Origin of the sequence: Chryseobacterium foetidum, assembly GCF_025457425.1 — a bacterium.
GTDB lineage: Bacteria > Bacteroidota > Bacteroidia > Flavobacteriales > Weeksellaceae > Chryseobacterium > Chryseobacterium foetidum.
In genome coordinates this window covers 1,070,203-1,084,476 of the sequence record NZ_JAMXIA010000001.1, presented here as the reverse complement: position 1 = coordinate 1,084,476, position 14,274 = coordinate 1,070,203, and the positions used below count along the sequence as shown (strand labels likewise).

At 34.7% G+C, this 14,274-nt stretch carries 17 protein-coding genes; 16 read left to right on the top strand and 1 reads right to left on the bottom strand.

What is annotated here, in order from left to right:
• The first annotated feature begins 59 nt into the window (after positions 1-59).
• Both NG809_RS05220 and NG809_RS05215 read left to right on the top strand, forming a co-directional pair.
• A complete protein-coding gene (locus tag NG809_RS05220) occupies positions 60-1,025 on the top strand; it encodes an EpsG family protein (protein WP_262148661.1) in 966 nt (321 codons plus the stop codon).
• Entirely contained in the window at positions 1,013-1,852 is an 840-nt protein-coding gene (locus tag NG809_RS05215) for a glycosyltransferase (protein ID WP_262148659.1), read from the top strand. The genes NG809_RS05220 and NG809_RS05215 overlap by 13 nt, the downstream gene beginning before the upstream one ends.
• On the opposite strand, the gene NG809_RS05210 is transcribed toward NG809_RS05215, so the two are convergent.
• Positions 1,844-3,292, bottom strand: coding sequence for a glycosyl hydrolase family 28-related protein (locus tag NG809_RS05210; RefSeq protein ID WP_262148658.1), 1,449 nt, complete (start codon positions 3,290-3,292; stop codon positions 1,844-1,846). The genes NG809_RS05215 and NG809_RS05210 overlap by 9 nt on opposite strands.
• Before the next feature lie 64 nt (positions 3,293-3,356).
• Between NG809_RS05210 and NG809_RS05205 the strand changes: the two genes are divergently transcribed.
• The 14 genes from NG809_RS05205 to NG809_RS05140 all read left to right on the top strand — a co-directional run bounded on the left by NG809_RS05205 (position 3,357) and on the right by NG809_RS05140 (position 14,178).
• The gene (locus tag NG809_RS05205) at positions 3,357-4,055 is read left to right on the top strand and encodes a glycosyltransferase family 2 protein (RefSeq protein ID WP_262148657.1); all 699 of its coding nucleotides are present in this window, start codon (positions 3,357-3,359) and stop codon (positions 4,053-4,055) included.
• Position 4,056: 1 nt separating this feature from the next.
• The gene (locus NG809_RS05200; RefSeq protein ID WP_262148656.1) at positions 4,057-4,959 is read left to right on the top strand and encodes a glycosyltransferase; all 903 of its coding nucleotides are present in this window, start codon (positions 4,057-4,059) and stop codon (positions 4,957-4,959) included.
• A 5-nt stretch (positions 4,960-4,964) separates the two neighbouring features.
• Entirely contained in the window at positions 4,965-5,570 is a 606-nt protein-coding gene (locus NG809_RS05195; protein WP_262148654.1) for a sugar transferase, read from the top strand.
• Positions 5,571-5,576: 6 nt separating this feature from the next.
• Positions 5,577-7,103 carry an amino acid adenylation domain-containing protein gene (locus tag NG809_RS05190; protein WP_262148652.1) on the top strand — a complete coding sequence of 509 codons (1,527 nt, stop codon included), beginning with the start codon at positions 5,577-5,579 and terminating at the stop codon, positions 7,101-7,103.
• A gap of 75 nt (positions 7,104-7,178) precedes the next feature.
• Positions 7,179-7,940, top strand: a complete 762-nt coding sequence (locus tag NG809_RS05185; RefSeq protein ID WP_262148649.1) for a GNAT family N-acetyltransferase — start codon at positions 7,179-7,181, stop codon at positions 7,938-7,940.
• A complete protein-coding gene (locus NG809_RS05180; protein ID WP_262148648.1) occupies positions 7,921-8,151 on the top strand; it encodes a phosphopantetheine-binding protein in 231 nt (76 codons plus the stop codon). Before NG809_RS05185 ends, NG809_RS05180 begins: the two co-directional genes overlap by 20 nt.
• A complete protein-coding gene (locus tag NG809_RS05175) occupies positions 8,151-9,218 on the top strand; it encodes a 3-oxoacyl-ACP synthase III family protein (RefSeq protein WP_262148646.1) in 1,068 nt (355 codons plus the stop codon). The genes NG809_RS05180 and NG809_RS05175 overlap by 1 nt, the downstream gene beginning before the upstream one ends.
• A 13-nt stretch (positions 9,219-9,231) precedes the next feature.
• A complete protein-coding gene (locus NG809_RS05170; protein ID WP_262148644.1) occupies positions 9,232-9,453 on the top strand; it encodes an acyl carrier protein in 222 nt (73 codons plus the stop codon).
• The gene (locus NG809_RS05165; protein WP_262148643.1) at positions 9,446-10,207 is read left to right on the top strand and encodes an SDR family NAD(P)-dependent oxidoreductase; all 762 of its coding nucleotides are present in this window, start codon (positions 9,446-9,448) and stop codon (positions 10,205-10,207) included. Before NG809_RS05170 ends, NG809_RS05165 begins: the two co-directional genes overlap by 8 nt.
• Positions 10,208-10,212: 5 nt before the next feature.
• Entirely contained in the window at positions 10,213-10,956 is a 744-nt protein-coding gene (locus NG809_RS05160) for an SDR family NAD(P)-dependent oxidoreductase (RefSeq protein WP_262148642.1), read from the top strand.
• On the top strand, positions 10,956-11,555 hold the full coding sequence (locus NG809_RS05155) for an MBL fold metallo-hydrolase (RefSeq protein WP_262148641.1): 600 nt from the start codon (positions 10,956-10,958) through the stop codon (positions 11,553-11,555). The genes NG809_RS05160 and NG809_RS05155 overlap by 1 nt, the downstream gene beginning before the upstream one ends.
• A 4-nt stretch (positions 11,556-11,559) precedes the next feature.
• Positions 11,560-12,219, top strand: coding sequence for an acetyltransferase (locus NG809_RS05150; RefSeq protein WP_262148639.1), 660 nt, complete (start codon positions 11,560-11,562; stop codon positions 12,217-12,219).
• A gap of 77 nt (positions 12,220-12,296) precedes the next feature.
• Complete coding sequence (locus NG809_RS05145) at positions 12,297-13,430, top strand: DegT/DnrJ/EryC1/StrS family aminotransferase (RefSeq protein ID WP_262148638.1); 1,134 nt, start codon at positions 12,297-12,299, stop codon at positions 13,428-13,430.
• A gap of 10 nt (positions 13,431-13,440) precedes the next feature.
• A complete protein-coding gene (locus NG809_RS05140) occupies positions 13,441-14,178 on the top strand; it encodes a DUF3575 domain-containing protein (protein ID WP_262148636.1) in 738 nt (245 codons plus the stop codon).
• The last annotated feature ends 96 nt before the right edge of the window (positions 14,179-14,274 follow it).

Sequence of the window (14,274 nt, the reverse complement as noted above, 5' to 3'; positions counted from 1 at the left end):
TGCTGCTCTTGTCCACCTCTGTTTTTACTTTTTTCCGAAACCGGAAAAATGTAGCTTTTGTGGGGGCTATTATTTTTTTAATCCTTGTAATTTTTGCAGGTACCAGAAATGTTGGTATTGATAATGATTACAACCTGTATTCGCATCTTTTTAGAAGTGCAGCTTCACTAAAAAAAATCGGGGAAGAACCTACAATTGCCCTTATTTCTTTCTTCGCTAAGGCTTTGACTAACGATTATGTACGTTTCACATTTATCATCTATGCATTTTTAGGAGTTTATTTTAAATTTACTGTAATAAAGAATTATCATTTTTTTACTCTTGCTGTAATGCTCTACGTCTCAAATCTGTTCTTAGGTCAGGAAATGACAACCATAAGAGCTGGAGTAGCATCGGGAATTTTATTGTGGATGACACCGGATTTGGTCGCTAAAAACAATAAAGTTGTTTTATTAAAGATCCTGCTTGCCACGATGTTTCATAATTCTTCGATTTTATTTTTAAGTATCTATCTTGTTAACAGATATGATGTAAAGTTTAAATGGATGTTTCTGTTACTCGGACTTAGTTTGCTAACCCCAATTCTGGATCTGAATTTCATTTCCATTTTCAGCTTAGACTCATTTTTTTGGAAGGCAAAAGTATATCTTGAAGGTAAAAAATATGAAGATACACAACTGAATATTTTCAATTTTAAAATCATCATCTCATTATTTTACCTCGTGATTTTATATTGGTTCAGAGAAAAGATTAATTACAGAGGATTTGATATCTTTTTAAAAATACACATATTATCACTGGTGTTTTTTTTCCTGTTCAGTACTACAGGTCTTACATTCTCTTTAAGAACTTATGAGCTGATTTCAGTGATACAGATTATCTTATTTCCTCTTATAATACTTTGTTTTAGTGACAGAGTCAAAGTTTTTGGATACCTTATTGTGCTTTCCACAATTTCCGTATCTTTTTACTACAGTATTTTTGTAGCAAAAACTTTAAAAGAATACTCATCATGGCTGTTTTAGATACTGATATTGGTTTCGGCATCGTTTTGTATAAAGAAGATCTGCTAAGCTGCGACGCTTTTCAGACTTTATCAGGATCTATTGAAAAATTTAAGCCTGAAGAAAGGGTTGCTGTTGTTGTTTTTGACAACACGCCCCGTAAAGAAGATAGAAAGAAGAATGAAAATTTCTGCTATAATGAGTATGTGGAGGTCTTTTATTTTACCGAAAACGAAAACAGAGGTCTTCCATACGCTTATAATTTATTCGCAGAAAAACTGGAGCAGCTTTCAAAAAACTGGATGGTACTTTTAGATCAGGACACAAGTCTTCCCGATGATTTTGTGGCTAAATATCTCGCTGTAGATTCCTCGAATTTTGTAAACTGTCCTTTGGTTTTCAGTAATGGAAATCTAATGTCTCCATCCAAATTTCACAAGTACAGACCTTCGCCTGTTACCATTACAGATCAAAAATCATTGCCACTTTCTGATCTTACATGCATCAATTCCGGACTGATGATCAGCGTCGCTTTTTACAATCAGATTGGTGGTTATAATCCCAATTTGTTCTTAGATTTTTGTGATCACGATTTTATAGAGAGAGTAAAAAAAGCTGGTGTAACACAAATAGGAATTGTAGACTGTAAACTGATACAGGACTTCTCGGCTGTTAGCCACACCAAAGCACAGTCGCTCTTCAGGTACGGTTTATTTGTAAAAGATTTACAAGAGTTTTACAGAGGAAGAAACAAATTCACAGTTTTTACCCGCGTGGATTTACCCAGATTATTAAAATTAAGTTATACCTTCAAAACATTAGAATTTGTTAAAACAAGATTATTTTGACTGTAGAAAATAATTTAAATTAATATTACTGAAGTTCTGCGAAGATATGTTGCCGGAAATTTTTGCGTTCCTTACGATGTTTTTATCTTTGAAGTAAGCTGTTATTAGAGGAAAGCTTCCGGCATTTTTAGCTGAAAGAAATTTATTGTTTTTTATAGTACCTACACCAGAAGGCGAATTTATTGTAATTGCCGTACCGATAAAGTTTTTAAATGTATTATTTTCGAAATTAATACCGTAAGTTTCACCGGTGAATCCTAAGCCGGCAGGATTTGCAAAAGTGTCGAAAGTACAGTTTTTGAAGGTGATATTTCTTGCGCCGCCATCGCTTACAATATTGTGAATTTTGGTGTATATGTTACGCGCTTTTAAATTATCTACTTCAATTCCGTAAGCTTTGCGTAAATCCAGCATGATAAAACAATTGGTGATTTCACTGTTTTTTATAATGAGAATTTTCTCATCAGATGTATATTCTTTATAAAAATCACTACCGAAAACGGCGATGCCGGAATTGGAGTTATTAAATTTACAGTTTTCAACAGTAAAATTTTTGTAAGAAAAATTATTGCCTCTGTCAGATGGTTTTATGTGCATAACAATACAGGCAATACCTCCGATGTTATCAAAGACACAGTCAGAAATTTTTCCGTTTCGCGTAACGTTGGTAGGAGAATCTGCTTCAATATCTATCGCACCCGGCATATTGGGTCTGGTTATATTCTTAAAAGTACAGTTTTTAATCAAAAAACCATCAGCATAGTAAATAGAAATGCCCTGCCTGTTGTCTTTATTTATTCCGTCAAATACACAGTTGGTAATAGATATGTCTTTATTGTATGCATTGCGGTTGACGGTAAAGTCTGTTGCACCGTTTATTGCAATCCCGTCTCCCAGAAAACCTGTAAAAGTGCAGTTATTTATTTTGAAATTACTTACACCATGCGCAGAAATCAGGTGCATAAGCTCATCAAAACCTTGTTTCAGGATGTCAGATTTAAATGCTAATCCACTGATGGTAATATTCTTAATACTTTTTTGATCATTAATTTGATTAGAAACCTGAGCATCAAAAACGAAACAACCATCTGCTGCCAAACGCTGTGCAAATGTCTTTACTAAACCGTTTTGAACCACTTTTCGGTTTTTTGGTGTAGTCTGAATAATAATCGCATTTTGTCCCTTAATTTCAATATTACTATATTTGGCTCCTAAAAACAACAAATGATTTATATAATAAGTACCTTTTGGTATCACGAGGGTTCCTCCACCTTTCGCAGCAAGTTTGTCAATACACTGCTGAAAGACAGTAGTGTCATCTGCTTTGTCCGTTCCATCGGCACCCATTTTAACAACATTTACAGAAGTCATATTTTGGGAGTATCCTTTGTTGGCAACCAACAATACAAATGAAAGCAGGACAATCTTACAGTAATTCATGCAATAAATTTTATTTGTACAAAAATACTAATATCTTTGTAAGCTAAAATTTTGCACACTACAAATGACAAAAAAACACAAAATATCGGTGTGTATCGCAACCTACAATGGCGAAAAGTATATATCAGAGCAGCTTGATTCTATTTTATCTCAACTGAGTGAAAATGATGAGGTTGTAATTTCTGATGATGCTTCTACCGATAATACAGTGAATATCATTAAGAGTTACAGGGATTCACGTTTAAAAGTTTTCCGTAATATAAATAAACCGGGAGTTGTAGGAAATTTTGATAATGCTATATCTAATGCAAATGGGGATATCTGTTTTTTAGCAGATCAGGACGATATCTGGAAAAGCAATAAAGTAAAAAGAATCTTGGATTTTTTTTCTGATAATCCTGAATACACATGTGTCTTTTCCAATGCTGAACTGATAGATGAAAATAATGTAAAAATTGTAGACCATTTTTTTAAATCTGTTCCGAAAACAAATTTTTTCAGGATGGTGCTGAAAAATGAATTTTTAGGCTGTACCATGGCTTTTCGAAATACTATAAAATTGACTCCGTTTTCTGATGATCTCCCTATGCACGACTGGTATATTGGCTTAAAACATATTCAGAATGGAAAAGTGGGATTTATAAATGAAAATCTGATTTCTTACCGTAGACACGGCGCCAATGTCACTACAGGTAAACGCTCAGATCTTTTACAGGTTTTCAAGTGGAGAATCTCAATATTAAAAGCAATATACAGTAAATAAAATGCTGAAAGTAAAGATTTTATTAGCTACCTATTACGGCGAAAGATATATTAAAGAACAGATAGAGTCTATATTTTCTCAAAAGTCTGTACACATTGATGTAGCTGTGAGCGACGACGGAAGTAAAGATAATACGCTGAACATAATCCGAGAAACTTATCCTGAGGTTACTGTTTCTCAAAATATTCCAGGAACCGGTTCTGCAGCAAAAAATTTTTTGAAGATGGTGCAGAATCTCAATTTTGAGGAAGATTTTGATTTTGTTGCATTTTCAGATCAGGACGACTTGTGGCTTCCTGAAAAAATGAAAGCTGCGGCAGATAAACTCACAAACTCACAGTCTGATCTCTACTGTTCAAATCTCACAAAATGGGATACTTCAGACAACTCATACAGTTTGCTGAAAAAAGATTTCCCTCAGAAGAAATTTGATTATCTGTTTGAGGGAGGAAGTGCCGGATGCACCTATGTTTTTACAAGAAATTTTGCCAGAGACTTAAGTTTTTATCTCAAAGATTTAGATTCTTCAGACTGGAAGGGTTTTTCTCATGACTGGCTGGTTTACTTTTTTGCCCGCTCCAAAAATTATAAAGTAGTGATTGATGGCAATTCTTATATTCACTACAGATTACATGACGAAAACATACACGGACATCTGAATAAACTGTCGCTTGCAACAATAAAAGAAAAATCAAGGCATGTTTTTTCGGGCTATTATCAAAATCACGTTAAAAACTACATACAGTATTTAGATAAAAATTCGGAAGAGTATAATATTTACAAAAAATTTTTAGGAAACTACCTGGTAAGAAATCTAATGATTTTAAAGTATAATACTCAGTTAATGAGAGAAAAGAAAAAATTCTTAATCTTCGCAGTTTTAAACCTCATGAAAATTAAGTAAAAGATATGTACAATACATTTTTAAAAAGAATATTTGATTTTTCAGTCGCATTCTTTGGATTTTTACTTTTAAGTCCCATATTTATCATTGCTACTATAGGCCTGTATTTTGCAAATAACGGAAAACCTTTCTTTTTTCAGGCCAGACCTGGTTTAGGAGGTGTGATTTTCAAAATTATTAAGTTCAAAACAATGAATGACAGAAAAGACGCAGGCGGCAATTTGCTGTCGGATGCCGAAAGATTAACACCGCTGGGTGCATTTATCAGAAAAACCTCCCTCGATGAGCTTCCACAGTTAATAAATGTTATAAAAGGTGATATGTCTCTAATAGGCCCGAGGCCGTTACTTCCTCAATATCTGCCATTGTATAGCGAAACTCAGAAACTTAGGCACAATGTACGGCCGGGTATTACGGGTTGGGCTCAGGTAAATGGAAGAAATGCTATTTCGTGGACGAAGAAATTTGAATTGGATGTTTGGTACGTTAATCATTTATCATTTACCTTAGACCTTAAAATACTCTTCTTAACCATCAAAAAAGTGATTGTGCGTGAAGGTATTAGCCAGGAAGGGCAAGTGACAATGGAAGGATTTAATGGCAGCAATTAAAAAATTATGAAAAGAAACTTAATTGAATATTTGGTAGAAACAGTAAAGTTAAAAGGAAATAACACTGCTGTTACAGAGAATGAAAAGGAGATTACTTTTAATCAGTTATACCGTAATATCAGCATTTTAGCAGATTATATTCTGGAGAAATCAGATGTAGTTAATAAACCTGTGGCAATTTATTTACCTAAATCAATCAATTGTGTTGTTGCTGATTTGGGTGTAATGTTAAGCGGTAATGCATATTTAAATTTGGATGTAAAAAGTCCTGCAAAACGCATTGAAAATATTTTAGCGCTTGTAAAACCGGAATTTATAATTACAACAAAAAATTTATTAAAAGGTTTAGATGGTATTTATTCTGCCGATAAAATAATATTGATTGATGAACTTGATTTTGATATTCAGTGTGATGATACAAAATTATTAGAAAGATTAAAAGTTAGAAGTATAGATACAGATATGTCTTGTATCATTAATACTTCAGGTTCTACAGGAACTCCTAAAAGTGTAGCCCTTAATCATAGAAGTTTTGTAGATTTTATTGAAGTTTCGGATGAGATCTTTCAATTTTCAGAAAATGAGATGATAGGATCTTTATCGCCTGTGATTTTTGATATTTTCAGTTACGAGCTTTGCATGCTGATTTCAAAGGGAAGCTGTATCGTTGTATTGCCTGAAAATATGGCTGCATTTCCAATAAAAATACTGGAAGAAATGCAGAGAACCAAAGTGAGTTTTATTTTTTGGGTTCCAACAATTATGGTGAACATCGCCAACATGGATCTTTTAAATAAAGTGAATCTCGAAACATTAAAATTAGTTTGGTTTGCGGGTGAAGTATTTCCGACAAAACAATTCAACTATTGGAAGAAAACTCTTACGCATACAAAATTTGCTAATCTGTATGGGCCAATAGAAATTACACTTGATTGTACCTACTTTATTGTAGACCGCGAATTTGAAGATAACGAGCCATTACCCATCGGAATTCCTTACAGAAATACTGATGTTCTAATAATTACAGACGAAGATAAACTGGCTGTTGATGGGGAAGAAGGTGAACTTTGTGTACGCGGAAGTTCTCTGGCATTAGGATATTACAATAATCCGGAAAAAACAGGTACTGCATTTGTGCAAAATCCTTTAAACCCACATTATCCCGAAGTGATTTACAGAACCGGAGATATTGTCGCATTAAACGATAGAAAAGAGATTGTTTTTAAAGGACGTAAAGATACGCTTATTAAACATCAAGGGTACAGAATTGAAATGGGGGAGATTGAGCACATCGTTGTCAACACTCTTAAAATTGCAAAAAATGCTTGCTGTGTATACAACCGTCAAAGCAAAGAAATTGTTCTATACTATGAAAATACAGAAGAAATTACGGCTGCAACATTTAGAAAAGAACTGCTTTCAAGTTTGCCAAAATACATGATTCCTACAGTTTACATCCGTTACGATGAAATGCCGAGAAATCCTAATGGCAAAATAGACAGAGCGTTTTTAAATCAGCAGGCTAACGCATAACAGAAAATGGAGCAAATCTCAAATTTTTCATATTCCAACATTAAAAGCGAATTGTTCAGATTGAAATCTAAAGAAATGAAAACCAATTTCTTTATGACAGAGCTGCAGTTTAATCAGTTGTTATCAGAACTGAAAATTCAGGCTTTTAAATCAGAAAGTGCATGCTTTTTGCTTACAGAGGATTTTGGTTTTAAGAGACTTTACTTTATTGTTTCAAATGCTGCAGAATTAAAATCATTTTTAGAATTTTTAAATAAAGATTCTGAAGAAGAAATATCAGTTGAGGCTGCAGGAAACTCTGGTTATCTGACAGATTTAAAAGAAATTTTCCTTCAGAACGGATTTTTCGAGTATTCTTCAATGGTCAGAATGAGTAAAGTCAGAAAGGATGTTGAAGAGGTGTCGTACGAAAATATTCATCTGTTGACTTTAGATAAGAAAGAAGAATTTCACGGACTTTACAAAAAATATTTTGATAAATTTGTAGAGCGTATTCCTGCGAATGAAGATATCGATGGCTTTATAGAAAACCAGAATGCCTATTATTTCTCTGATAATAACGAGATTCAGGGCTTTATTGTTTTTGAAAACCACGGAATTACAAGTCATCTGCGTTATTGGTTTGTACATCCCGATTACCGCGACAAAAAAATAGGCTCAAAACTTATTCAGTTATTCTTTAATATGGGGAATAATGTGAAAAGGGAGTTATTTTGGGTAATTAAAAGCAATGAAAACGCTATAAAAAGATATAAACATTTTGGCTTTGTTGAAGAAGACATGCACAATTTGATTTTAATTAATAGAAACAAAAAATATGAAGAACAAAATTATTGAAATATTAAACGGGATTAGACCTGAATTCGATTTCGGTTCAGAAACAAATTATATTTCTCAAGGCATGTTAGATTCATTTGATCTGATTACTTTGGTTACAGAATTGGATGAATCTTTTGGTATTTCAATCGACGGTACAGATATATTACCAGAAAATTTTGAATCTGCCGAAGCTATTGAAGCTTTGCTGAAAAAGAACGGAGCACAGTAATGAAAATTAATTTTTCAAATAAAAAAATTTCCGGAATGCTCAGCATTTTGCCTGCGAACGAAGTATTGTTTGAAGACGAAATGCATAATTACAGCTTTTCTGAAGCAAAATCTCTGAAGCTGAAAGCAGCAATGGGTTTTAAATCAAAGAGAATTGTAGCAGAAGATTCTACAACAAGTTATGATTTAGTGGTAGCAGGTTTGGATTATCTGTTTGAAAACAATTTTTTGGATAAAAACTCTATCGATGCTATTTTGTTTGTAAGCCAAAGTCCGGAATACATTATGCCACCTACGAGTAATCTTATTCATGGTAAATATGAGCTGGATGAAAGGGTGTTCTGCATGGATATTAATCAGGGTTGTGCAGGTTTCATTGTAGGTTTGCAGCAGGCTTTCATGTTGCTTAACAATGAAGGCATAAATAAAGTAGTATTGTGCAATGCGGATGTTTTAAGTCCGAAAGTCTCAAAATTTGACAGAAACAGTAATCCACTAATTGGAGACGCTGCGGCTATTACCATTATAGAAAATACCTCAGAAGATACTTCAATTATTGGTGAAATTCGCATGGACGGAACCGGTGCAATGGCTCTCAATGTTCCTGCTGGAGGTGCGAGAATGCCTATTACGGCAGAAACTTCAGAGTTATACGAAGACAGTTTTGGCAATAAGAGAACTAAGAATCATCTGGTAATGCAGGGTGATAATGTTTTTAATTTTGTTCAGACAAAAGTGCCGGAGCAGATCAAAAATATAGTTGAAAATTCAAACGACAGCGTTGAGTCTATTGATTATTTCCTTTTTCATCAGCCCAACCGCTTTATGCTTCAGAAATTAGCTGATAAAATTGGCGTTGGCAGAGAAAAATTGCCTTCCAATGTTGTGGAGAATTTTGGTAATTCCAGCGGTGTTACCATTCCGGTTGTTACAACACACAATTTGGGAGAACAGTTAGAGAATACAGAAATGAAAGTATGTTTTTCTGGTTTTGGTGTTGGCCTTACCTGGGGAACAATTATTATGAAAATCGGTAATTTAGATTTTTGTAAACTCATATATAAATAATTAAAAAAATAGTATGGAAGATTTTTTAGAACAAATGGCAGAGATAATGGAGGTTGATAATGTAAATTTATCAGACGAACTTACTTCATTCGAAGCTTGGGATTCATTGACAACATTATCGATCATCGCATTAGCAGATGATGAGTATCAGGTTTCATTAACCAATGCAGAGATTGCAGATGCCAAAACTATTGAAGGTTTGCATCAATTAATCACTGGCAAGCAAAATGCATAATAATTTTTTAGACTTTTCAGAAAAAGTAATCCTTATCACAGGAGCAGGTTCTGGAATTGGAAAAGCAACAGCTTTGTACTTATCATCAATAGGCGCAAAGCTCCTCTTATTAGATATCAATGAAGAATCGCTTCAGGAAACACTTACTTCATGTAACGAAAAATGCGATTTTTTAACCATCGATTTATCAAATATTCATACAATTAAAACCATCTTATCGGATAAATTAAAAACATTTGGACCGCTTGACGGCATCGTCCACATTGCCGGTCTGCCTTATGTTTCTCCTTTAAAAACTTTGAATACTGATACTGTTGAAAAAGTACTGAAAGTAAACACAGTCGCAGCTTTAGAGTTAGCAAAAGTTTTTACAAAGCACAAGATGTACAAAACAGAAAATCCTTCTATTGTTTTAATATCTTCGGTGTATGGCCTTGTGGGATCGGCTGCAAATGTAGCTTACGCAATGTCTAAATCAGCCTTACACGGAATTACAAAGTCTTTGGCGATAGAATTGGCATCAAAAAAAATACGTGTCAACTGTGTGGCTCCTGGCTTCATTAAAACACAGATGCTTGATGATGTCTCGGGATCTTTTGATAATGAATATAATAACAGATTAAATTCTCTTCATCCTTTAGGGCTGGGAGAAGCAGAAGATATTGCCTATGGCATAACCTACCTTTTATCAGATATGAGCAAATGGGTTACTGGCACGATTTTGTCTGTTGATGGAGGTTTCACAGCGCAATAATTTTTATGAAAGAAACAGTATTTTTAACGGGAGCTACGGCCGGAATTGGTGAGGCGTTGGCTATCGGTCTGTCACAGCAGTACAACATTATTCTTAGTGGGAGAAATACCCAGAAACTTGAAGATCTGAAATCAAAATGTGAAACAGAGAATCAGGTTTATATTCTGCCACTGGATTTATCTGATCTTGATGCATTAGAAAATAACATCTCATCATTTTTAAAAGAAAATGGTTTAACAGTTGAAAAGTTTGTGCACTGTGCCGGGTTTATGAAGATGGTTCCGTTAAAACTGGTAAGCCAGGATTTGATGTTGGAGACTTTCAAAACCAATGTCTTTTCTGCAAATACAATTATTAAATTATTAACCAACAAAAAGGCAAATAATTCATCGCTTAACAGTGTAGTTTTAATATCAAGCAATATCAGTAACAGAGGTGCAAAAGCAATGAGCACCTATGGCTCATCAAAAGCTGCTTTAGATGGTTTAATGAGAAGTTTAGCTGTAGAACTGGCACCAAAAGTGAGAATAAATTCTGTTTTGCCGGGAGCTGTTATTACAGAAATGACAAAAGCAATTTTTGAAAACGAAGAGGTAAGTCAAAGAATGTCAGCTCAGTATCCGTTAGGAATTGGTTTGCCGAACGATATTGCAGAAGCCGTATCTTTCTTACTCTCTGAACAGTCAAGATGGATTACAGGTCAACAGCTAACCGTGGATGGAGGAAGAAGTATTAACATTACAGGATAATGGTTAATATTAAGTCTTTTATAAATTCACCTGTAGATTCTGTAACCTATATCCTATCGAATCCCGATAATGCTGAAGCTCTCGTGATTGATCCCGGAACTCAAGATGACGAAAGAATTAGCAGTTATATCGAAGAAAATAAGCTGAAATTAATGTATATCTTTCTTACCCATGAGCATTTCGATCATATTTTGGGAGTAAATTTTTTAAGGAGTAGGTTTCATGACGTAAAAGTTGTTTCTTCAGAGAAAACATCTGAACGCCTGGTTAATCCCAAGAAAAATCTGGCCATCTTTCATAACCAGATTAATCTGGTGGTAAATAAATCAGATATCAACGTTGAAGAAGGTAAACTAAAAATGATAGGTTTAGAGTTTGAAGTTTTTAGAACACCCGGTCACACAGACTCGTCAATAAGTTTGAAACTGGGCAACTCTTTTTTTTCGGGAGATTTTTTATTGCAGGGTACCAGAATTGTTACTAATTTACCAACAGGTTGCAAAACGCAGTATAAAGAAAGTGTAGAGAAATATAGCGCAATACTTGATAAATCAACTGTCTTTCCAGGTCACGGTGGAAAATATATTTATAAAAAATAACACAATGAAACCAATAATTTTTATAGGCAGTGGCTCTGTAGCTTCTGAAATTATTTCTTATTTAGAAGATATTCAAACACACAATCCATCAGCGGAATTTAAAATCTACGGATTTTTAGATGATAATGAAGAATCTTTTAAAATCAATTCAGTAAAATATGGTTTTGAGGGAGATTTTTTGGGTGCAATAAAAGGGCATCAGTTTTCAGATAGCTATTCTTATATATTTGGACTGGGACTGCCGGAAATAAAGGCTAAAATTGCTCAGAATTTTGATCTTGAAAAATTAGATTTCCCGAACATTATACATCCGTCAGCAGTGATATCTAAAACGTCCAAGCTAGGGAAAGGAAATGTGATTTACCCCAATTCTGTAATAGGACCTAATGTGTCGATGGGTAATTTTAATCTGATAACATCCTACAGCTTTATAAGCCACGACTGCACTATTGGTGATCATAATTTTCTTTCTACAGCAGGCCTTGCTGGTAACGTAGATATAGGAAATACAAATTTTTTTGGTATTCGCAGTACCGTGATTCCTTCAGTGAGAATTGGATCACACAATACAATTCAGGCAGGAATGGTGATAGACAAAAATATTACGGATGATGAAACTGTCTTTTATAGATTTAAAGAAAAAGTTACTATTATTAAAAAATAGTTTTAAATTACTGAAAATTTGTGAAGTAATTTGGCACGCTGAATTAAAGCAAATATCATACTTAAAGATTTTAATTAATGAGCACAAAAATCTGGCTCTCTTCCCCACACATGGGAGGAACCGAACAAAAATATATACAGGAAGCCTTTGAAGCAAACTGGATTGCTCCCTTGGGACCCAATGTTGATGGTTTTGAAAAAGATCTCGAGGCGTTTTTAAATGCCGGTGTAAATGTTGGAGCTCTCTCGTCAGGAACAGCAGCATTGCATCTGGCTCTTATCCAGTGTGGAGTGGAGTATGGCGATGAAGTGATCTGCCAGTCAATGACTTTTTCCGCCTCTGCAAATCCTATAGCGTACTGTGGTGCAACACCGGTTTTCGTCGACTCCGAAAATGAAACCTGGAACATGTGCCCGATAGCTTTGGAAGATGCAATCAAAGATAGAGTTGCAAAAGGAAAAAAACCAAAAGTTATTATCGTTGTGCATTTGTACGGAATGCCGGCAAAAATGGATGAAATAATAGCTGTGGCAAATAAATATGACATTACTGTCATTGAAGATGCAGCTGAAGCCTTAGGCTCAAATTACAAAGGTCAGAAATGCGGAACATTCGGCCGCTTCGGAATTTTATCTTTTAATGGTAATAAGATTATCACCACTTCCGGTGGTGGGGCAATGGTTTGTCATTCTCAGGAAGATAAAGATAAAACAGTTTTTCTTTCAACTCAGGCACGGGACGATGCGCCGCATTACCAGCATTCGCACATCGGTTATAATTACCGTATGAGTAATATTGTAGCGGGAATCGGTCGCGGACAGATGGAAGTGTTGACAAGCAGAGTAGAAGCGCGTAGATCAATGAATAAATTCTATCAGGATTTGTTTGACAGTATTGATGGGGTTAGCGTCTTTGTTGAGCCAAGTGCTGATTACTATTCTAATCACTGGTTATCTGCAATTATTGTTGACGCAAATAAAACAGGTAAAACCCGTGAAGATTTAAGATTAGCCTTATTAGAAGACAATATTGAATCACGGCCGTTATGGAAGCCAATGCATTTGCAGCCCGTGTTTGCTGATGCACCTTATTACGGTGGTAATGTAGCTGAGCAGCTATTTAATAACGGTTTATGTCTGCCATCGGGTTCAAATCTGTCGGACGACGATAGAAGTAGAATAACAGATGTTGTTTCAAAAATTTTCTCTTAGCTAAAATTATTTGTTAGACAAGAAATATGGTGATTATTTGCCTATCCTAAATGATGCATTATTTCACCTTACTTATTTAAATTATATCATGAAATATGATGTTCCCATAGGTTGCAGAATTTTTTCGTCTGTTAGAAGAATGCTTTTAACAGTACTTTTGTTCTCAGTATATTCCTCGGTATATGCTCAGACAGAAGTTAAAGCCAATACGCTCTTTGCTCCTTTAGCGATATTTAATGTTGCGGTTGAAAGACCGGTGTCAGATCATTTTGCCCTCCAGGGAGAAGTCTTTATCTCACCCTGGAAATCTTTTGCGGGGCGACATCTTCAGCTTTATTTAGGAACTGCCGAAGCCAGATATTATTTTAGCACAGAGCATAGAAAATGGTTTATGGGAGGATATTTTTCCGGTGGATTCTTTGATATGCAGAAATGGAATTATCTGGATAAAGTACCTATTACCGATGAAAATGGCGAGCAAGTTTATAATGCAGACGGCTGCCCCAGAATTACAAACGTTTTTCAACGCGGCTTTGCCTTGGTATTTGGGGTTGATGCAGGATATAAATTTAAAATTTCAGAGAGATTAAATCTCGAAGCTTTTGTTGGCGTAGGTTCTGTACAGGGCTTTTATCACGGATATTTAGCGGATACCAAAGAAAGGTCAGAAACTGCTGAAAACTGGAATAAAAGTGGAGAAATTCTTCCCACACGGGGAGGCTTAATGCTTTCATATGTTTTTAAATAAAACACAGAAAAACCGTTCAGAAATCATTTTTTGAGGCGGTTTTTTTTCTTAGCTTAGAGAAATTTTTAAATCTCTGAACATCGTAAAAACAAATGG